This is a genomic window from Hallella absiana (assembly GCF_025457485.1).
GTDB classification, from domain to species: Bacteria; Bacteroidota; Bacteroidia; order Bacteroidales; family Bacteroidaceae; genus Prevotella; species Prevotella absiana.
On the sequence record NZ_JAMXSP010000010.1, the window covers coordinates 106285 to 128170 of the forward strand.

17 protein-coding genes are annotated in these 21886 nt (G+C 52.9%); 6 read left to right on the top strand and 11 right to left on the bottom strand.

Annotated features, from left to right (window positions below; genetic code table 11):
- Position 1 precedes the first annotated feature (1 nt).
- From NG346_RS07035 to NG346_RS07060, 6 genes are all read right to left on the bottom strand, one after another.
- Complete coding sequence (locus NG346_RS07035) at positions 2 to 1528, bottom strand: leucine-rich repeat domain-containing protein (RefSeq protein ID WP_262288504.1); 1527 nt, start codon at positions 1526 to 1528, stop codon at positions 2 to 4.
- A 202-nt stretch (positions 1529 to 1730) separates the two neighbouring features.
- Entirely contained in the window at positions 1731 to 3164 is a 1434-nt protein-coding gene (aspA, locus tag NG346_RS07040; protein WP_154533830.1) for an aspartate ammonia-lyase, read from the bottom strand.
- Between the two features lie 358 nt (positions 3165 to 3522).
- The gene (locus tag NG346_RS07045) at positions 3523 to 3726 is read right to left on the bottom strand and encodes a helix-turn-helix domain-containing protein (RefSeq protein WP_262279837.1); all 204 of its coding nucleotides are present in this window, start codon (positions 3724 to 3726) and stop codon (positions 3523 to 3525) included.
- A gap of 115 nt (positions 3727 to 3841) precedes the next feature.
- Positions 3842 to 5044, bottom strand: a complete 1203-nt coding sequence (locus NG346_RS07050) for an OprO/OprP family phosphate-selective porin (protein WP_262288505.1) — start codon at positions 5042 to 5044, stop codon at positions 3842 to 3844.
- Between the two features lie 58 nt (positions 5045 to 5102).
- Positions 5103 to 6158, bottom strand: coding sequence for an L-asparaginase 2 (gene ansB, locus NG346_RS07055; protein ID WP_262279839.1), 1056 nt, complete (start codon positions 6156 to 6158; stop codon positions 5103 to 5105).
- Positions 6159 to 6203: 45 nt separating this feature from the next.
- Positions 6204 to 7526, bottom strand: a complete 1323-nt coding sequence (locus NG346_RS07060) for an anaerobic C4-dicarboxylate transporter family protein (RefSeq protein WP_262288506.1) — start codon at positions 7524 to 7526, stop codon at positions 6204 to 6206.
- Positions 7527 to 7652: 126 nt separating this feature from the next.
- Between NG346_RS07060 and NG346_RS07065 the strand changes: the two genes are divergently transcribed.
- Positions 7653 to 8546: an AraC family transcriptional regulator gene (locus tag NG346_RS07065; protein WP_262288507.1), complete on the top strand. Its 894-nt coding sequence runs from the start codon at positions 7653 to 7655 to the stop codon at positions 8544 to 8546.
- On the opposite strand, the gene NG346_RS07070 is transcribed toward NG346_RS07065, so the two are convergent.
- Genes NG346_RS07070 through NG346_RS07080 form a run of 3 tightly spaced genes read right to left on the bottom strand, consistent with a single transcriptional unit; the run spans position 8543 to position 9917 of the window.
- A complete protein-coding gene (locus NG346_RS07070; RefSeq protein ID WP_262288508.1) occupies positions 8543 to 9481 on the bottom strand; it encodes a YitT family protein in 939 nt (312 codons plus the stop codon). The two genes, NG346_RS07065 and NG346_RS07070, sit on opposite strands and share 4 nt — an antisense overlap.
- A gap of 8 nt (positions 9482 to 9489) precedes the next feature.
- Positions 9490 to 9696 carry a hypothetical protein gene (locus NG346_RS07075; protein ID WP_154533836.1) on the bottom strand — a complete coding sequence of 69 codons (207 nt, stop codon included), beginning with the start codon at positions 9694 to 9696 and terminating at the stop codon, positions 9490 to 9492.
- Positions 9693 to 9917, bottom strand: a complete 225-nt coding sequence (locus NG346_RS07080; protein ID WP_262279843.1) for a hypothetical protein — start codon at positions 9915 to 9917, stop codon at positions 9693 to 9695. The genes NG346_RS07075 and NG346_RS07080 overlap by 4 nt, the downstream gene beginning before the upstream one ends.
- 350 nt (positions 9918 to 10267) lie before the next feature.
- Between NG346_RS07080 and NG346_RS07085 the strand changes: the two genes are divergently transcribed.
- The 5 genes from NG346_RS07085 (at position 10268) to priA (ending at position 17810) form a co-directional block, all read left to right on the top strand.
- Positions 10268 to 10867 (top strand): hypothetical protein, encoded by a 600-nt coding sequence (locus NG346_RS07085; protein ID WP_262288509.1) that lies wholly within the window; start codon positions 10268 to 10270, stop codon positions 10865 to 10867.
- Between the two features lie 47 nt (positions 10868 to 10914).
- On the top strand, positions 10915 to 13611 hold the full coding sequence (locus NG346_RS07090) for a carboxypeptidase-like regulatory domain-containing protein (RefSeq protein ID WP_396266750.1): 2697 nt from the start codon (positions 10915 to 10917) through the stop codon (positions 13609 to 13611).
- A gap of 4 nt (positions 13612 to 13615) precedes the next feature.
- Positions 13616 to 14659 (top strand): DUF4249 domain-containing protein, encoded by a 1044-nt coding sequence (locus NG346_RS07095; protein WP_262288510.1) that lies wholly within the window; start codon positions 13616 to 13618, stop codon positions 14657 to 14659.
- A gap of 14 nt (positions 14660 to 14673) precedes the next feature.
- Positions 14674 to 15453 (top strand): FecR family protein, encoded by a 780-nt coding sequence (locus NG346_RS07100; protein ID WP_262288511.1) that lies wholly within the window; start codon positions 14674 to 14676, stop codon positions 15451 to 15453.
- An 83-nt stretch (positions 15454 to 15536) separates the two neighbouring features.
- Positions 15537 to 17810: a replication restart helicase PriA gene (gene priA / locus NG346_RS07105; RefSeq protein WP_262288512.1), complete on the top strand. Its 2274-nt coding sequence runs from the start codon at positions 15537 to 15539 to the stop codon at positions 17808 to 17810.
- Positions 17811 to 17886: 76 nt separating this feature from the next.
- Here the strand turns inward: priA and NG346_RS07110 are convergent, their stop codons facing one another.
- Both NG346_RS07110 and NG346_RS07115 read right to left on the bottom strand, forming a co-directional pair.
- A complete protein-coding gene (locus NG346_RS07110) occupies positions 17887 to 19473 on the bottom strand; it encodes an OmpP1/FadL family transporter (RefSeq protein ID WP_262288513.1) in 1587 nt (528 codons plus the stop codon).
- A 274-nt stretch (positions 19474 to 19747) separates the two neighbouring features.
- Entirely contained in the window at positions 19748 to 21823 is a 2076-nt protein-coding gene (locus NG346_RS07115; protein WP_262279849.1) for an HD family phosphohydrolase, read from the bottom strand.
- Positions 21824 to 21886: the final 63 nt, after the last annotated feature.

Consider the following 21886-nt stretch of genomic DNA (forward strand, 5'->3'; position numbering starts at 1 on the left):
ATTATTTCACCGCAATCTTTATAGAATCCTTACCTACTTTGGCGATAACTAATGATTCGTTTACGGCAAAAGAGGCTGCACCATTTGCTGCAACCGAAGAGCCGAGAGACTTGCCATCAGTAGCATAGAACTTCACCACTTCGCCATTATCAAGTCCAGAGAGAGTAACAATACCATCATGGGCAGAAGCCACAACGCCACGTGTTCTTACCATATTGATGTTAGTACCAGTATCCAAGTTAGCATTAATCCAATACAGCGTTGCCTCCGCCTTATCAGATGCTTTATATCCATCTGCTGTAGCATAAACAGAAATATTATAGGCAGCAGAAAGAGATACTTCCCCATTTTCGCTCAGCGCATCAGACTTAATATCTGTATCAGTTATTGTATAATGATACTTTGCTCCTGTTGTTTCGCAAGCGAACATCAATTTGCCTGATTCGTAAGAGATAGATGGTGTAGAGCACTGAGTAACTGGCTTGTTATCATCTCCTGTTTCGTCTGGATTCCAGGCATAGATATATTTATAATCAGAGCCAAAGGCATCTTTATATTCCTGAAGGTATTCTGTAGGAACCTTGATTATACTTGTCGTTGGTATTTTTAAGTTTGCGTAATTTGATCTACAATATTTACCTTTAAAATATACACTTTCCAGTTTTTGACAATCTTCGAAGCAAGCCCCACCCAATGAAGTAACAGATGAAGGGATGGTGATAGAGGTTAAACCACTGCAACCTTGGAAGCAACACTGACCCAATGAAGTAACAGATGAAGGGATGGTGATAGAGGTTAAGCCACTGCAATATTCGAAGCAACCAAAACCCAATGAAGTAACAGATGAAGGGATGGTGATAGAGGTTAAGCCTCTGCAACCAGAGAAGCAAGAAGCACCCAATGAAGTAACAGATGAAGGGATGGTGATAGAGGTTAAGCCACTGCAAGCATAGAAGCAAGAAGCACCCAATGAAGTAACAGATGAAGGGATGGTGATAGAGGTTAAGCCACTGCAAAGAGAGAAGCAATAATCACCCAATGAAGTAACAGAAGAAGGGATGGTGATAGAGGTTAAGCCACTGCACCATTCGAAGCAAGATGAACCCAATGAAGTAACAGATGAAGGGATGGTGATAGAGGTTAAGCCTCTGCAACCATAGAAGCAAGCCTTACCCAATGAAGTAACAGATGAAGGGATGGTGATAGAGGTTAAACCACTGCAATCATCGAAGCAATGATCACCCAATGAAGTAACAACATACTCTACCCCATCATTACCCTTAACCTTCTCTGGAATAATAATATCACCAGAATATTTACCATCAGTTTTAGGCACAAGTGTAGCTGTCTTCGTATCAGAATCCAACAAATAACGAAAGCCATCAATCACCTCAAATTTTGCTTCTTGTGCCATCGCACTACTCGTAGTCATGAGCATCAGAACTACCAACATAACAAAGCCTTTAAAAAGACTACTGGTTCCGCTTTTACAATCTAAGAACTTTTTTCTTAAAGTAAAATCTTTCATAATCGTCTCTATTTAATCTTATTCTCCGCAAAAATACAACTTTATTATTTAACCCACAAGAATTTTATGGTAAATACCTTTCTCATATACGGAAGTTGAGTAACAAAAGTCGAGTTTGACCAACATGACCATGACCGGAAATGACGCAAAAAGCGGTTCACCCCTCTCAGAGGTGAACCGCTTTCCTTGTATATCTTTATGATCAGTTCGACGACAGATGCTTGGTGAGGAACTTATGCGACTCCAGCATCTCCTTGGGGTCGAGGGCTTTGTCGAGTTCGTCCTTGGTCATGAGCTTATGCTCGAGCACGAGGTCGTAGACCGAGCGTCCGGTCTCGTTGGCCTCCTTGGCAATCTTCGTGCTGCTCTTGTAGCCGATGTAAGGGTTCAGGGCAGTAACGATGCCGATGGAGTTCTTCACCATTTCGTAGCAGCGTTCCTTGTTGACGGTGATGCCGAGCACACACTCGTCGGTGAGCGTGGTGATGGCGTTGCTGAGCCACCAAAGACTTTCAAAGAGGCACTCCGTGATGACGGGCTCCATGACGTTGAGCTCGAGCTGTCCGGCCTCAGCGGCAAAGGTCACGGTGGTGTCGTTGCCGATGACCTTGAAGCAGGTCTGGTTGGTCACCTCAGGAATGACGGGGTTGACCTTTCCGGGCATGATGCTGGAACCGGGAGCCTTTGGCGGAAGGTTGAGCTCATGCAGGCCACAACGTGGACCGGAAGCCAGCAGACGCAAGTCGTTGCAGATCTTGGAGATCTTCACAGCCAAGCGCTTCAGTGCTCCAGAGTAGCTGACGTAGGCTCCCGTGTCGGGCGTAGCCTCCACAAGGTCGGGTGAAGAGACAAAGCTCTCGCCGGTGAGCTTGCTGAGGTTGGCGGCGCAGAGCTTGGCAAAGCCGGGCACAGCGTTAAGGCCGGTGCCGATGGCAGTACCGCCCATGTTGATCTCGTGGAGCAGCTTCACGTTGCGCTCCAGGTTGAGGATTTCCTCCTCGAGGTTATCGGCATAAGCATTGAACTCCTGCCCGAAGGTCATCGGCACAGCATCCTGCAACTGCGTGCGTCCCATCTTGATGGCGTCACGATATTCGTCAGCCTTGTAGCGGAATGCCGAGATGAGTCCGGTGAGCGAGCCGACGAGTGTCTTGTTCATACGGATAATGGCCAGGCGGATGGTCGTCGGATAGACGTCGTTGGTCGACTGTCCGCAGTTGACGTGGTCGTTGGGATAGCAATACTGATACTCACCCTTCTTGTGACCCATGATCTCGAGTGCGCGGTTGGCAATGACCTCATTGGCATTCATGTTCACCGACGTGCCGGCTCCGCCCTGCATCATGTCGATGGGGAAGTTCTCGTGGAGCTTGCCATCGATGATCTCGCGGCAGGCTTGGGAGATGGCACCTGCAATCTCGTCGTTGATAGTGCCCAGCGCATGGTTGGTCTGCACGGCGGCGAGCTTCACGTAGGCGATGGCGATGACATAGTCGGGATAGTCGCGCATCTTCTTGCGCGAGATATGATAGTTGTTGATGGCGCGCTGTGTCTGCACACCGTAGTAAGCCTCAGCGGGCACCTTGAGCTCGCCCAAGAGGTCAGACTCCACTCTGTATTTCTTTTCTTCTGCCATAGTAGTAATTATGAATGGTTGATGAAATGATTATTGTTTACGCCTGCAAAGTTAAGCGTTTTAGCATGAATCTATTTACAAAAAACATTCGCCTTTTTGTAAATAACGAAACGCGGCAGGAATTGTAGACGCAACTAAAGGCCCTCGCACGTTTTCAAGAACTCTAACAAGAATTCGACTCTGATTTTATTGCAAGTGTATCAGCAGAGTTATGCCAGCATCTTCCGTCTATAATCCGTACTTCGCCAATAAATAGTTTTGTTACGCTCTGAGAGAAAAGAGTGATGGATCAATTCCTGGGTTAACGAGTATTGAGTAGAGAAGTCATGAATATAAACCTCACACTGTCTCATCATGTTTAATCTTTAAGTTCTATTTTCATTTGCAATCCTAGTGTATCAAGCACGGCAAGCAATGTTGCTAACTGAGGATTACCGGTTCCACGCTCAATAGCCACAAGCGTGTTGATGCCTACACCTGCCAATTCAGAAAGCGTCAGCTGATTGACTTGCAACTCCTGCCTTCGTTTCTTTATGAATTCTCCAATTTCCTTAGTATTCACAATATATTGTTATTTTGTGGCAAAGATAAGTAAAATCATCCATAACAGCAAGTGCTTTCACAATAAATTGTGAAAGCACTTGCTGTTTTTTTATTATCCTCGTCTGATTCCAAGGTTAGAAGCACTTGATGCGATACATGAAACCGAGTTCGATGCGCGAGGTGCTGTAGTCTGCAAGTCCGCATTTACTACTGAAGTCGTAGTGATGCCCGACGTAGGCGAGGAAGAGTCTGAGATCCTGGTCCTTGACGGGATAGTACTCCAGACTGGCGAGATAGCCGATGGACTTGCGGTAGTCCTTGAGTTGCTCTATCTTGCTGACACTCGCCGTCTCGTAGGTACCCTTGGCCATGAAGTTCCACCGTGGCACAAACTGCCAGTTGACCTTCGAGATCAGAGAGTTGTAGTGCACGTCGCTGAAGTAGGCGTTTTTCTGTCCGTCGAGGAAAGCACCGAGGTCGTTGGTGGCGATGCGCAACCGGTCGAGTCCGTCCCACGCCCCCATGTAGTCGACATACCACTGCACGGTGGGCAGGTTGAGCTTTTGCCCGAATACCCACATGCGAGAGTACTCATGGCGAGCCTGCGTCTGCAAGCCCCAGCTCCAGCGTGTCTGGAAGCGTCCGCCGAAGAAGTTTCCGTTCCAGTTGACGATATAGGTCAGGGGATTGTTGCTTTTCTCAAGCTGACGTATGCCATCGCCGCGCCCCGTGACAGCCACAGCCCCGGCACCATACTCGTCGGTGAACTTCCCGTTGTTAGCATCCGACACCTCCACGGCAATCTCCTGCGAGGGCACGGGATGATAAGCCACCACCAGTCCCGCCATGAAGTTGTCCATATTGTCGACCATGTCGGAATACTGATAGATATACATGGGGTTCTCGTCGAACTCATGTCCGCCCCATATCTGACACATCTTACCACCCATGATGGTGAGCTTGTCGCTGACGTTGTATCCCACCATCATGATGTCGGTGGCTTTGGCAAAGTTGTCCTCGCCCTGCGCCGTATTGGCCTTGTTCATGCGGTGACGCAGACGGTAGAAGAGCTGTGGGGTGATGTTGCCTTTGATCTCCAGCCTGAGCTGCTTATTGGCCAGCTTGCTGCTCCACGTGTGGCCGTCGTAGCTGGCTTGCGCCGAGGCGGCATAGTTGAAGTAGACGTTGAAGGCATCGTTTTTCTTCTCAAGGTTGGCAATGCGCTCAGCCAGACTGGTATAGTTGCCGTCTGGGCCTCCCATGCCGACATTATCTCCCTGTGCGGCAGCACCCATCGCAAAGAAGAGTGCGGCCGCCAATATCATCATTTTTTTCATGGCGGTAGACTGTTATTGGTTGGTTAATGAGTTGAGGATTCAGAAAGGCGCGGTGGTGTCAGTACTTTTGGAAATACTCCTGTATCTTCTGCCAGTCGCGTGTCTTGGTGAGCGCGAGCATGAGCAGCACACGTGCCTTCTGCGGATTGAGGGTGAGCGCGGCGACGAAGTGGTATTTGCTGTCGTCGACCTCACCATTGAGGCAGGTGGGTCCGGTGGGCACACGGCTGGAGCGTACGATGTTGATGCCCTTGGCACGCGCCTGCAGAGCCACGTCGAAGACATCCTTATAGAAGTTGCCGTCACCGACACCAGCGAGCACGATGCCGTCGAAGTTGGCGTCCATAAAGGCTTTCATGGGCAGCGGCGAGCAGTTGGCGTAGCCATAGACGATGCCAACCTTAGGCAGTGAAGTGAGATTATCGACATTGAATTCGCTCTTGGTGGTGTGGAGGTTGGTGATGTCGCGGCAGTAGATGGCCTGACCATTGTAGACATAGCCCACCTTGCCGAAGTTGGCAGCTTGAAAGGTAGCCACGTCGGTGGTGTGCATCTTTGTGACATCCTTAGCATCGAGCAGCAGATTGTTCATGCACACCATCACGCCACGGCCTACTGACTGCGGACTGGCGGCAGCGACGACACCGGCATAGATGTTTCCGGGTCCGTCGGCACTGATTGCCGTTGAGGGGCGCATGGATCCCACGAGGATGACAGGTTTGTCGCTGTGTACGGTGAGGTTGAGGAAGTAGGCGGTCTCCTCCATCGTGTCTGTACCGTGGGTGACGACGACACCATCGTAGCCCTCGTTGTTGAGCAGCTCATTGATGCGCTTGGCAAGTTTGAGCCACACATTGTCGTTCATGTCCTGCGACCCGATGTTGACGAGTTGCTCACCGCTGACATCCGCCACGTCGAGCATTTGCGGCACGGCTTGTATCAGTGCTTGCACACCCACCTGTCCGGCACTGTAGGCAGAGTTGGTGGCTGAGGTACTCACTCCGGCAATGGTTCCGCCGGTGGCAATGATTCTGATCTTAGGCTTGGCATTGGCTGCGAGGCATACCACGAAGGTAAAGAGCAGCAAAAGCAATGAGAGACGTTTTGTTTTCATAACCAATATAATAAATAATGAATAATATATAATGAGTAAATGATATCAGGAAAGCAGCAAGGTGACAAGATAGCCTACGCCGATGGAGACAAAGGTGGTGACAAAGCCGGGCAGCTGGAAGGAGTGGTTGATGACATACTTGCCCACATGGGTGGTGCCCGTGCGGTCAAACTCCAGTGCGGCAACCTCTGTAGGATAGTTGGGCAGGAAGAAATAGCCGTTGACAGCCGGGAACATCGCCACGAGGAGCAGCGGGTTGATGCCTAAGGCAATGCCGACAGGATAAAGCGTGGTGACTGTGGCGGCCTGGGAAAAGAGCATGATGCTCATCAGGAACAAGGCTACGGCAAAGAGCATCGGTGCCGTGGCGACCATGCCGGAGAGAGTGCTGTTGATGGCGTCGGCATTACCTGTGTAGAAAGTGGAGCCCATCCACGCCACGCCGAAGATGGCAATGACAGCGTTCATGCCCGCCGTGAAGATGTTGCCCTTGGGCAGTTCCTTCACGCTGGTCTTGCCGACAAGCAGGATGAGGATGGCATCGCTCATCATCACCATCTCGATCGTCTCGCTCATCGTCACGCCTTCGGGACGCAATGAGGGTACGAAGCCGAAGAGCACCACGAGAGCCACACCAAAGAAGAAAGCCCATACGGCACGCAGCGCGCGCGGGTTATGCTCGGTCTCGGCCTCCTTGAGATTGTTGGCGTCGGCCTCGGGGTCGATGAGCCCCGCGCGCACGCGACGCTGATACTCCGGGTCATCGACAAGTTCCTTGCCGACATGGTTCTCGATAAGCGCGGCTATCAGGATGGCAACGATACTGGCCGGCAGACAGACGATAAGGATGGTTCCCAATTCTATTCCTTGTCCGCCGAGCAGATCAGAAGAGATCATCGCGGCCATGGCGGCAGACACGGGACTGCTGGTGATGCCCAGCGAGGCAGCGATCACCGAGAGGCTCATCGGACGCTCGGGCCGTGTCTTGTTGGCTTGGGCGATCTCACTGATGATGGGCAGTAGACTGTAGCTGGTATGTGCCGTGCCGGCAAAGACGCAAAAGGCAAAACAGCACAGCGGACCATAGTAGGTGATATGGTCGGGATGGCGGCGAAGAAACAGCGCGGCACGCCCCACGAGATATTCCAGTCCGCCCGTAGCCTGCAGGGCTGCCGAAGCTGTGATGACGGCAAGGATGATCAGCATCACGTCGATGGGGGCCTTGCCCGGGGCAAGGCCAAAGACATAGACGAGGATAAAGGTGCCGAGCATGCCATAGATGCCCAAGCCTACGCCGCCCACGCGCGCTCCGATGAAAATAAACACCAAGACGACAAGCAGTTCTATCAGTATGAGGGTTGTTGCCATATTAGTTTTGCGTTTAGGTTTAATACTGCTGCAAAGATAAGGTTTTCTTGGATATCGTATTTAAGAATGAGAGAGTTTTTTTTGTAAATTCCAAAACTATTCGCTATATTTGCCGCAACATTCACTATGGCCAGTCGCGGAAACCTTAGCTTACCCCAGCTTGCCGAACGCTATCACATCCGGGATATCTTCGGCGGGAGTGTCGCCTACTTCTCTTCAAAAGAGGGCGGCAAGAGTGACTTGCGCGCCTATACCAACAGCATCAGCTGCCACGAGCTCCACCTCATCAGCTCGGGCACAGCCACTGTCACCGTGGGCGATGAGCGGATGGAACTGCATAGCGGTGATTTGCTTCTGCTTCATCCTTTTCAACCCGTCGACTGCTCATTTCCCGAAGACACGGAGACTGAGGGACTGCTCTTAGAAGACAGCTTCTATCAGCAGCTCATGCAACTCGACGGCGGTGACGCTCCCCTGATGCCCAATGGCGGCACGGAGCCATGCCTCTATCATCTCGACGCGGCACAGGCTGCGGAACTCAGTGGTATCTTCCAACAAATCCGACGCACAATACACTATGTACATATATATAAGGTGGAGATGCTACGCTCACTGGTGCACGTCTGCCTGCTCTTTGTCAGCGAACTGCCCTACGACCGCAGTCTCGTAACGCCCGACCTCCGGCATAAGCAAGACATTCTGAGAATCTTCTTCTTTCTGGCCCATAAGCACTTCCGGCAAGAGCGACAGATCGGATTCTATGCCGACAAACTCAGCATCACCACCACTTATCTCAGTCGCGTGGTGCGTGAGCTCACGGGCAACACCATCAACAACTACCTCAACAACCTCGCCTTTGAGGAAGCCTGCACCATGCTGCGCTCCTCCGACATGCCCATCGGCGAGATCGCTTTTTCCTTAGGCTTCGGCGACCAGAGTGCCTTCACCAATTTCTTCAAGGCACACGCTGGCTGCACGCCCAAAGCCTATCAGAAGGAAAACCGCCAGCAGAACGATTAACTCTGCTTGGCACTCTCGCCTATCTGCTTGTTGATCTCTTCCAGACTGATCTTCTTCCTCACCTTCACACGGTCAAAGCCTTGGCCATAGACACCTGTCACGGCACTCTGCGCCACAAAGGCGTCGGGGTCGATCTCATCGATAAGGTCGAAGATCAGACTCGACTCGCTGCGCTTGGCAATACAGAAGATGACCTTGATGTCCTTCTTGGAGTAGAAGCCGTTGCCGTTGAGCGTGGAGCAGCCGCGGTCCGCGATCTTGTTGATGGCCTCGCCAATCTCTTGATACTTGTCCGAAATAATGAGGAACTGCACACTCTGCCGCAGTGAGTTGATGACATAGTCCACGCAAAACGACACGATGAACAGCAGCACATAGCCATAGAGCACCTTCTCCCACGACCGCAGCACTACGTAGCTGGACGTGATGATGGTCATGTCGCAAAGCAGGATGATGCGGCCCAGCGACACGTCGCGGTACTTGTGCACGATGGCGGCAATGATGTCCGAACCGCCCGTGCTGCCGCCTGCCGACAGTCCGAGTCCCACACTCGTGCCCATGAACACGCCACCGACGATGCACGCCATGAACTTCTGGTCAGACAGCGCATGGATGTTCATGCCGAAGATATGCTGAAACAGCGTGGAGGCTACGGTGAAGACGACAACCGCATAGATGGTCTTGGCACAGAAGCGCCAGCCGAGCACGGCGAGCGCGGCGATGAGCAACAGCGCATTGAGCAGGAAATAGGTGTTCTGCACCGGTATGCCCGTACCCCAATAGACGATCGAGGCGATACCCACGATACCGCCCGTGGTGATCTGGTTGGGCACGAGAAACACGTTGACGCCAATAACACCCAAGAGCATGGCGATGGTGATGATCACATAGTCGCGTATGGTGCGATAGACCGACTTACCTTTTCTTCTTTCCATTCTGTCGTTCAATAATTACTGTTCCGGATTTCTATGGTTATCTCGCGGAAATCGCGCCGTCCCTCTATGTAGTCGGCATAGAGTTCCTCTGCCGGACGTCCCTTGAGAAACTGACACGCTCCGCAGTTGTCGCAGTCGCTGATGCAGCGGAAGGCCTCAACGACAAAGTGCTCGCGCTCCTCGCGTGTGGAGCCCTTGATGTCCGGCGGAGTCATCGGCGCTGCCTCCCTGCGAAACGCTCGCTGTATTCCCTGTTGATGTCGGCCAGCTCCCGCTTGCCGTCGATATAGTCCTGATAGATGCCGTCGACAGTGCCGCCGCCAAGCCAGCAGCTCGAACAGTTCTCACAGCCGCCGGCCCCGCAGTCGAGCGAGCCACGGATGATGCCGATGCGCTCCTCGCGCGTCGTGTCCTTGATGAGTATGCTTCTTCCCATAGTCTTGCTTGCTTGAATGTTACGGCAAAAGTACTAATTTTCTGTTATATCCTCTCGCTTTCTCCCCATTTTTCTTTTTTTAAAATTGTCGTTGCTGAGTTCTCTGCCTTCTTTTTCGCAGGCGAACATGCTTTTGTCGTGGATGACACAGGCATAGCCCCGTGCTGCCATGAACTGCATCAGTGGCTCATTGCGTTCCTTATGCTCGCACATACCGTGAACGAGCTGCAAGTTTGCAAAGGTAGGACAAACGGATAAAAGCATAAAAAGAAGAACACTTTTTTATGTCTCCCATGGGGGGATTCCCGACTTCCTGCGTCATAGCGACAGAAAACAACAACTGAGAGAATATGAATGCAAAGAAAAGCAAGGGCTTGATCCTTGCACTGCTATTGATGGGGGGCAGCCTGACGATGACGGCAAGAACAGCCGACTCCACCTTTGTCATGCCACTGCACAGTATCTATGGTGAGGAGGGTGGCCCGTGCTGGGGCATCAGTGCCAACTGGGACGCACGATTGAAGAAGGACTCCCCGTGGGGCTATCAAGTCGGTCTGGGATGGACTGGACAATGGGACAACATGATGGGCATCCATACCCATACAATGTACTACGGACTGACCACCGGCATGAACTACCTGATCGGCAAGCGCAAGTCAAGACTGGAATTAGGACTCGGCAACCAACTGCGCCTCATCAGCAGTAAGCTTCTCGTCGCTTATATGGGCAAGGAGAGCTATATCAGCATCAAAAGCGAAAACAAGACGCAGGTGCGAGACTTCCTCTATATGAATGTTGGCTACCGCTACACCAGTACGCATGGTTTCCAATTCCGCTGTGGTGTCACACCAATGATCAACACCACCAACGGCTGGACAACATCCGACAATGCCTACAGCAAGGGCGACGTGTTTCTCATACCATACGTGAGCTTCGGAAAAGCATTTTAGGAATAAACAGTAATCAGAATATATATTGTAACGTGAAAACCGCAAGAATGATCATTGCGGCGACCATTCTCTTCATCTTGTTGCCGCTGGCTGTCTGGGGCAAAGACCACACGACGACCATCCGGCAACAGATGGAATGGTTGCACCGAATTCAGAAAGTCAACTTCACCTACGACGCCTCGCTGCCCGTAGGCAACACCTATCGAGGACCGTCGCTCAAGGGCATGACACTGGCCAAAGCCCTGAGCACGCTCTTCAAAGACAGTGGCATCAGCTACTCGGTCAATGGAAATTATATCATACTGAAAGCAGCCAAACAAGAAAAGACCGATCCACACAGCCAGCCACAACCGCGCAAAGCAACACTGGCGCCACCACGGCGACACACGCTCAGCGGCTATGTGCGCGACACCAGTGGCGAGACACTCATCAACGCCACTGTATGGGACGAGACCACCGGCACGGGAACCACCACCAACGCCTATGGCTTCTATTCGCTCACCCTACCTGAGGGCGAGCACCATATCAAGTTCAGCTACCTCGGATTCGCTGACCAAAAGATCAAGGCCAAACTCGAAAGCAACCTCCGGCAAGACATTGCTCTCATGGAAGACAACCGACTGCCGGAGGTCGTCGTGGAGGGAGATCTCAACTCACCGCTGCTCAACACACAGACCGGCAAACGCTCGATCTCACAGTCCGACATTAAGACGGGCTACGCCCTGCTGTCCTCGCCCGACGTGGTGAAAACGCTCCAACGCACCAGCGGTGTTGCTGAGGGCGTGGAACTCGTCAGCGGACTGTATGTCCACGGCGGCAACAACGACGAGAATCTCTTCCTGCTCGACGGCACACCACTCTACCAGATCAACCACACGCTCGGACTCTTCTCATCGTTCAACGCCGACATCGTGAAAAATGTCGACTTCTACAAGAGCGGCTTCCCCGCCCGCTACGGTGGACGACTATCCAGTGTCATCGACGTGCGCACCACCGACGGCGACATGCAGCAGTACCATGGCTCGGTGCGCCTCGGCCTGCTCGATGGTGGCCTGCAGTTCGAGGGACCGATACAGAAGGGCAAGACCAGTTTCAACATTGCCCTGCGGCGCTCATGGCTCGACTTGATCACACGACCCGTGTTCTCATATATCAACCACCACGCCGGCGAGGACGACGACAAGATCAACCTCGAATATTTCTTCCACGATTTCAACGCCAAGGTGACGCATCTCTTCAGCGACCGCTCGCGACTGTCGTTGAGCACCTACTGGGGACAAGACAAGCTCTCTACGCGCGACGAATATGACTACAGCTACGGCGCCATGAGCTACTACACCTATGACGGCAGACGCATAGACGATAGCAATCATGGCACCGAGAAGGATTTGACCAAGAACCATTTCAATTGGGGCAACTTCAACGCTGCCTTGGACTGGACTTATATCCTCTCGCCGAAGTTCTTCGCCAACATCACGGGCGTGTACACCTACAGTCTGTCTAAGCTGCGGTCTTTAGAGGATGACCGTGTCATGGACACTAACGGCATTGAGTCTTCTCGTCAGTACACCGAGCACGGCTACCACTCCACCATCAACGACGTGGGCTACCGCATGGCCTTCGACTACCGCCCCACCCCGCGCCACCACATCCGTTTCGGTCATGACTTCACCCTGCACCACTTCCGCCCGCAAAGCAACGACCAGATCAACATCGTCAGTAATGACAGCGAGGGCGACACCACGAAAGTCAGTTCAAGAAGCCATCTCGCTGCCACGGAGCTGAACGTCTATGCCGAGGACGAGATGACACTCAGCAACCACTGGAGTCTCAACGCCGGCATGAACATGGCGCTCTTCCATGTTCAGGGTAAGACGTTTATGAACCTCGACCCGCGCGCCGCCGTGAAATACCAGCCCAACCGATACCTCTCGTTCAAAGCCAGCTACACCACGATGACGCAGTTTGTGCACAAGATCTCCAATGCCTACATCGACTTGCCGAGCGACTACTGGGTGCCCACGACAGCTCGCCTTCATCCTATGCACAGCCATCAGTGGGCTGCGGGCGTGTATCTACAGCCCAACCACCATTGGCTGCTGTCGATGGAAGGCTACTACAAGTGGTCGTCACATCTGCTGCAATATACCAACTGGCAGGGACTGGAGCCACCCGCCAACAACTGGGACACGAAGGTGATGGAAGGGCACGGGCGCTTCTACGGATTGGAGTTCGACGCACACTATGCCACACACCGCCTGCAACTCGACGCTTCCTATACACTATCGTGGAACAAGCGCAAGTTCGAGGAGTATTTCCCAGACTGGTACTACGACAAGTTTGACAACCGCCATAAAATCAACGCATCGGTGCGCTACACCTTCGGCAAGGGCACACACCTCTACGCCGAATGGCTCTATCACAGCGGCAACCGCCTCACCGTGCCCACACAATATGTCAACTACCCCGACCTGGGCGACGGCGGCGAGGAGGACTTCCTCTTCGAACGGCCCAACAACGTCAGTGCGCCTGCCTACCACCGTCTCGACATCGGCGTGGACATCCACCACCGCACCAAGCACGGACATGAGCGCATCTGGAACTGGAGCATCTACAACGCCTACTGCCATCTCAACACCATGTGGGTCGATGTCAACTACGACAACTACTCCGGCACGTTCAAGGCTAAGGCGAAAGGCTACATCCCCATCATCCCATCATTTAGTTACACTTATAAGTTTTAACACCATGCGACACCACTACACCTTATTTATATATATACTCGCCGCACTCTCGCTGACCTCCTGCAAGGACGACTTCGACATCAATAAGATACAGAGCAATCCCAAGCTCATCCTTTACTGTATGCCCACAGCCGGCAACACCACAGTCATACGGCTCACGCGCAGTCTGCCGGTCAATACAAAAGGCAGTATCACGCCCGTCACCACAGCACATGTCGACTACACCGTCAACGGCAAGGCAGCAGAAATCATCAACATGGGCGACGGTACGTACAAGGCCGTGGCACACCAGCAGGTCGGCGACCACATACATATCGCCGCCTATGCCGACAGTCTGCCCGTCGCCTCGGCGTCGACGACCATCCTCGATGCCATCACCATCGACAACCCAAGTGTCAAGAAGGTGCATCTCTACTCCAACTACGAAGAGCAGGCTGAGGACTTCTACCAGATCACCGCCACTTTCACCGATCCCGGCGACACGAAAGACTACTACGCCGTGCAGCTGGTGAGTGCTATCATCACTCACAAAGGAGGCATCCTCACGGGAACCGACGCGGAGGGCGAAGCCCCCTCTGACAACACCGACAAGACGGACACTACGGAATCAGTGAGGCATATCTACCTCGACAGTGAGCCACTGCTCAGTGGACTTGGACAAATCGACTATGACTTCGGCTACGACGACAACGACTACGAACATTTCTACGTCTTCACCGACGACGACATCAACGGCAAGACCTATACGTTGCACCTCAACGTGTGGCGTGAATATAACAATGAGACCATCACATCGTCCGATGGAAGTCTCTGCAACAAGGAGGTCAGCCCCTACTATCGGGTCGTCCTCTACCATATCACCCCGGAGCTCTACCATTTCGTCCACTCCATCGGCAGCCTCGACAACAACGATCTCGCCAAAGCAGGACTGTCTAACATCGCTCCTTCCTACGGCAACGTCAAAGGAGGCATCGGCATGACAGCAGGCTACCATAAGACAAAAACGAAGTGGGCAAGATACGAAGAGATCATACAAACCTGGAAATAACTCACCATTCGCGTATGCGCTACGTTCTTCATTATTATAAGGAGGGCAAGCTTGACACACAAAGAGCCCTCGATAAGATTAAGACCCGCACGGGCATCCGCCCCAAAACCGCCAAGCACCTGTACCTGCGCGGGGTATCCATCGCCGCCTCGGTACTCATTCTTTTAGGTATTGGCACCTATCTGTATCTGCGCCCCACAGCCACAACTCTCACCGCCGACGCTTCGCAGCAGGTCTACCGTCTGCCCGACGGCACGATAGTGACGCTGGCTCCCCACGCCACGCTGTCCTATAAGGACGACTGCCGCGAGGTGGAGATGACGGGCAAAGCCTACTTCGCCATCCATCACGATGCCAGTCATCCTTTCACTATTGCTGACAACGACTACATCGTCCGCGACATCGGCACGCATCTGCAAGTGGAGGAGTCGGAAGCCGGCACACGTCTGACCGTCCTTGAAGGTGCTGCCAGTTTCGGTTCTACACGTTCCGGCAGCACGGCTGTCGCCTTAAGGGCGGGCATGTCGGCCATGCTCACTGATGGAGAAAGCTCGCCACGACTGGACAGAAAAGCCGACCTCAACTCGGCAGCCTGGGCTACTCATGAGTTCCATTTCATAGACGCGCCCCTCGCCGATGTGCTCCACACACTCAGCACTTACTATCATGTGCGCCTCACTGCTGACAACATGTCCAAGCGCCTCACCGCTGACTTTGATACTGCCAATCTCAACAGCATCATCACCGTCATTGAGCAGACGTTAGATGTGAAGATAGAAGAAAGAAAAGAGTAGCCGATAGAGAACATGGCAATTTACGTATGGCAAATTTGGTATCTATTAATTAATTTACTACCTTTGCTCACGTATATATTCTCATGAGATACGTAGACGTGATATTGCCGCTGCCCTTGGAGGGCACATTCAGTTATGCCGTTGACGACAAGAAAGCCAACGGCATCGTGGCCGGCATGCGCCTACTCGTGCCCTGGGGCAAGAGCAAGACGGTGGCGGCACTCTGCGTACGCGTCCACGACGACAAGCCCGACCTCGACGACAGCAAGATCAAAGAAGTGCTCGACGTGCTCGATCCTGCACCGGTCATCCTGCCCCACCAATACCGGCTGTGGCAGTGGATCGCCTCGTACTATATGTGCACCATGGGCGAGGTAATGAACGCTGCCCTGCCCGCCGGACTGAAAGCAGAGACAGGCTACCGCCCGAAGACGGAGACCTGCGTGAGGCTGGCCGCCAAATACCGCAATGAACAAGCGCTGCACGTCGCCATCGACCTTTTGCGGCGCATGCCCAAACAGCAGAAAGTGTTTCTCGCCTTTCTGCAACTCTCCCACTGGGACGTCTACTTCGAGAATCCCTGCGAGATCAAGGAGCTGACACGCGAGGAACTCATGAACGCCACGAGTTGCTCCACAGCTATTGTGCGACAGCTCGTCGTACACGGTTTCCTTGAAGCCTATGACCGCGAGGTGGGACGGCTCAACCACGCCGGACAGCCTCATCCCGAAAACATGAAGACGCTCAACGACGCTCAGGCAAAAGCTATGAGTGACATTGAGGCGCAGTGGAAGGAAAAGAACGTGGTGCTACTCCATGGCGTGACCTCCAGCGGCAAGACCGAAATCTATATCCATCTCATTGAGAAAGCCATCGCCGAAGGCAAACAAGTGCTCTATCTCTTGCCCGAGATTGCGCTTACCGTGCAGATGACTGAACGTTTGCAGCGTGTCTTCGGCAGTGAGTTGGGCATCTATCACAGCAAATACAGCGATGCCGAGCGCGTGGAGATTTGGCAGAAGCAACTCTCTGACAAGCCGTACAGCGTGATCCTCGGTGCACGCAGCGCTGTGTTTCTGCCATTTCAGCGGCTGGGACTGGTCATCATCGACGAAGAGCACGAGACCAGCTACAAACAGCAAGACCCCGCACCACGCTACCACGCACGCAGCGCAGCAATCGTCATGGCACAGATGCTCGGTGCCAAGACACTACTTGGCAGTGCCACGCCATGCATGGAAAGCTACTACAACGCCAAGACGGGGAAATACGGTTATGTGCCACTCATGCAGCGCTACCAAGGCATTCAGTTGCCCGACATCCATGTCGTCGACATCAAAGACCTTCGCCACCGCAAGATGATGAGTGGCCCATTCTCGCCCCAACTGCTCAGTGCCATACGTGAGGCACTGAGCCAAGGCAAGCAAGCCATCCTCTTTCAAAATCGCCGTGGCTTTGCGCCGATGATCGAGTGTAAGGTCTGCGGTTGGGTACCCCACTGCAAGAACTGCGACGTGAGTCTCACCTACCACAAGCGTCTCAACATGCTCACCTGTCACTATTGTGGCTACACTCAACCCGTGCCGATGGTCTGCCCCTGTTGCGGCAATCCTCATCTCAGCGGACGCGGCTATGGCACGGAGAAGATAGAAGATCAGATAAAAGAGGTATTTCCCGAAGCGCGCGTGGCACGCATGGACCTCGACACCACCCGCACGAAAGGAGCTTACGAGCGTATCATCCACGACTTCGGCGCTGGCAAGACCAATCTGCTCATCGGCACACAGATGATCAGCAAAGGACTCGACTTCGACCGCGTGGCTGTGGTGGGTATCCTCGACGCCGACTCCATGCTCAACTATCCCGACTTTCGTGCCTACGAGTATGCATTCATGATGATGAGTCAGGTCAGCGGCCGCGCCGGACGCAAGGGCAAACGAGGACTCGTCGTCCTGCAGACCCGCAACCCTCAGCTGCCCGTGGTGCAGCAGGTGGTGAGCAACGACTACCAGACTTTCTACCACGACTTGCTCGCCGAGCGCCATCTGTTCCACTATCCGCCGTTCTACCACCTTATATATATATACCTCAAGCACAAACAGGAGGGCATTGTCGAGGCGGCTTCTCAGCAATTAGGTGCCCAGCTACGCCAACGCTTCGGCGACCGCGTGCTTGGTCCCGACAAGCCGGGCGTGGCACGCATCCAAAGTCTCAGCATCCGCAAGATCGTGCTGAAACTGGAGAACGGCATTGCCAGGGCACAAACGCAGCAAAGCCTTATAGCCCTCCGACAGCAGTTGCTGAACCAGAAAGGCTATAAGGCCTTGCAGATCTATTTCGACGTAGACCCCATGTAGGAGCCTACCGAAAAGGATATCGCATCTTCGTAAAGAAAATCTGTATTTCCTCTTTTACAAAGACTATCATTCTTTTTTAGAAGTTGAAATCCACACCAACGCCGAACACGTTGTTGTCGCGGGTGTAGTCGCTCTTGTAGGTGACCGTCTGTGTAGATGTCAGCGCCACATCTTCTGTGGTCTTCTTATGCTGATAGAACGAGTGGAAATAAGCCACGTTCAAGTCCATGCGCTTAGTGAGATGGAAACGGGCACCGCAAGCCACACTGTTGGAGCTGACCACGAAACTCTTGTCGTTCATATATGCCTCGCTCAGTCCGTAGTTGGTGTTCTGCCAACCGGCCGACACAGTGATGCGCTTGCTGGCGTCGAACTCGGCACCGGCCGTCCACTCCATGGTACCACGCTTCAGTTTCTCCTCACGATGGTTGTAGGCAGAGGCCTGTTTGTCGTAGAAATAGTGGAAGCCAACATTCACACGCAAAGGATCCACAGGATTGTAGCTCACACCCACAGAGAGCAGGGCTGGAATATCTGCCGGCACCTTCACGCCATCAGCATACTCACCGGTAGCCTCCGCCATCTTGCTGTCAAACTGCTGTTTGATCATGCCCATGGCGCCAACGACACGCGGATCGCTGAGCTTGTTCTTAGCATACTCCAGACCGTGGGCCATGGCCTCGGTCTGAGTCATGCCCTGCTTCATAGCCTGCGCGGCAACACCCTGTGCCACTGCCGTACCAAGATTGTCCTGAAGGTTACCGATTGACGGTGCCTGGTTGACGCTCTCGTTCTTTAGTCGCATACGCGTCTTGAACTCATACTTGGCCGCAAAGTTCCAGCGGCCGAGACGATAGTCGATGCTGATGATCGGAGTGAAGCCGAGTCCTTTCTGGTCACAGTTCAGCTCGATGTCACCGGAATTGGTCTTCGTCGGGTCAAGAACCTTATAGAGCGGCATGTTGCCCACCTGAATATTGCGTACATAGCCATAATAGCTGCCTGTAGCGTAGACGGCACGCACACCGGCAAAGACACTCAGATTGGGACGCAGGCGGTAAGCGGCACCCACAGAGAAACCATAGTAATAGGAATTGCCACGCATGTAGCTGTTGAAGCTGTACTTGCCGTCAGAGCCAAACATCTGAGGAGATGTGAACATCTGCTGACCCAAAGCCTGATCCACGGCACCGGCCAGACCGACAGCTCCTAAAGCCGTCTCGCCGACAATCTTCTCAAACGAGCCCAGACCATCGTCGAAGGTGCACTTGCCGCCACCACCGATCAATCCTCCATTGAACTGGAAAGAGAAGTCGTGCCAGTTGTAAGCATATTGTACGGAAGGAAGAACCGGCGCAAAGGCCTTGCCCCGAAACTTGCGGTGTGTGCTGTTGTCAGCAGTGTTGTTGCCAAACAACGGATAATCGTTCTCTATGGTACGGCTTTGAATAGCCGTCTGCCAATTGAACGAGAAATGATGTCCCGGTGAAAGGAAAGCCACACCGGCTGGGTTGTAATACGCACCATCAATGCCTATGGCGGCCTCACGGCTCATCATTCGGTTATAAGCAATGTTTTGATTGGTGTTGGTCAGAATGCCACCGGCGAAAGCCAACTGGGAGATTGCGGCAAAAGCAGCCGCAAGAATCATTTTAGACTTCATTATCCTAAAAGTTGTTTTGAATTGCGACTGCAAAGGTAGCAACATTGTTCGATAGTTCTACAAATGTTGTTGATATTTCGACTTATGTTGAGTTTCTTTAACAATACACATTGTCTTACGACAACACTACCATATTATATAAGGAACATGCAGACGGCATATAAGGAACATGCAGACGGCAACAGAAAACCCTTACGGCGGTCAACAATGATCGTCGGGATACGTCTACGGCATGCTACTCTTTCTTAAATTTAGTACAGAAAACGTCCGGTGCTTACTTCTCGTCCTTGAGTTTGGGATATTGAATACGTGTGTGGTAGATAGCCTTCAGGCGATCGATGAGCACCTGCTTGGCTATGGCGATGTCGTAGAACGTGATGCGGCACTCCTTGAAGAAGCCGGCAGCCACCTGTCCGTCCACCATCTTGTTGACGAGTTCGCAGATGTTCTCTTCCGTATACTCCTTGAGCGAGTGCGAGGCAGCCTCGCATGCATCTGCCATCATCAAAATAGCCTGCTCGCGGGTATAGGGATTCGGTCCGGGATAGGTAAAAGCCTCCTTGTCGACAATTTCGTCGGGATGCTCGTTTTGGTACTTGATATAGAAATACTTCGTCAGGCCACGGCCGTGGTGAGTCAGGATAAAGTCACGGATAAACACCGGCAGGTTGGCTTCCTCGGCAAGCTTCACGCCATTGGTGACATGCCCGATGATGATCTTGGCGCTCTCTTTCTCCGTGAGGTTGTCGTGAGGGTTAATTCCTCCCTGCTGGTTCTCGGTGAAGAAAGCGGGATTGGCCATCTTTCCAATATCGTGATAGAGGGCACCGGTACGCACGAGCGTGCTGTTGGCTCCGATCTTATTGGCAATCTCGGAAGCGAGATTACCGACGATGATGGAATGCTGGAAGGTGCCGGGGGCCACCTCGCTGAGCATACGCAGCAGTCCGCGGTTGGTGTTGCTGAGCTCGATGAGCGTGATAGTAGAGGTGAAGCCGAAGAGCTTTTCCACGAGATACATCAGCGGGTATGCCAACAAGAGCAGTACGCCATTGATGAAGAAATGGTAATACATGCGTGTGTCGGGCTCAAAGACTGCACCGCTCTGCATCAGCTGCAAGGCAAAGTGGATGAGGCAGGTAGCAACAAAGACCATCACGGCGGTCTTGAACACCTGGGCACGCGAGGTCATCTCGCGCAGTGAATAGATGGCCACCAGGCCTGCCACCGTCTGGATGACGATGAACTCGTATTGCATCCTCAGCACGGCAGCACAGATGAGCACCATCGTCACATGGGTAATGAACGCCGTGCGGGAGTCCATAAACACACGCGCAAAAATAGGCACAAAGGCAAACGGCAGCACATAGACACTGAAACTGAAATAGCTGTGTACCATCATCAACGACACAAATATGGGGAAGATGGTGATCAGCAGATAGAGCATGGCTATGCTGCGGGGCTTCTCGAAATAGTCCTTGCGGAACATGGCCAAATAGATCGTGAAGAGCAACACGAGGGTGAACACATAGATCGTACCCCCAGCCAAGTGCTGCGTGAGCTGGCTCTTCGAGGCATTCCGACGCTGTAGCTCACGCTGGAACGAATTGAGTACCCGATAGTTGTACTCATTGACCATATCTCCCACGCCGATGACTTTCTGCCCTGCCATCATCATGCCGCTGGCCGGCGATATGCTGCTCAGCAGATCGTTGCGCGCTGTCTGTGAGTGGGCACGGTCGTAGATGAGGTTAGGCTCAATATAGTTGTTGAGGTTCAACCGCTGCAAAGCCGGGCGTTCCTTGCTCAGTTCCTCATCGCTGAGCAACTGCTCGTAGGCCGACTTTGTCGAATAGATGCACCCGGTCTGTACGCTCTCGGCATTCTTGCCGAAGATGACACGGATGAGCCGCGTCGTGTCGCCATGCAGGGCGTTGTAGTCGGGCGTGCTCATGATGCCCGCCTGATAAAGACGGTGAAGGCGGTCAACGATGATACGTTCGAAGTTGGCGGGCAGATCCGGCATACCCTTGGCAAAGTCGGAACGGAACTTGCCGATGGACTGACTCTCTACCTGGTCGTCGTAGTCGTAATAAGGCTGGAACATGCTCAGCAGGGAGTCGCGCTCCTGCTGCAAGGCCTCATCAGTCTTGTAGATCGGGAAATCGTATTTCGCGATGATCGTGCCATAATGCCATGGCTCTCCAATCTCGTACTGAAACTGTTGGGCATCATTGCGGGGCATGAACCACACAATCAGCACGGTGGTTGCCAATACCAGCAACAACCTCAGGCCGACGTTGCGCCAACGATGCTCTTCATTGCGGTGAAACTGTTCTATGATGCTCATAAGCTCGTAATAATCTGATGTGCAAACGTAATATTCCTATTCACACTGCGAAAATACTAAAAA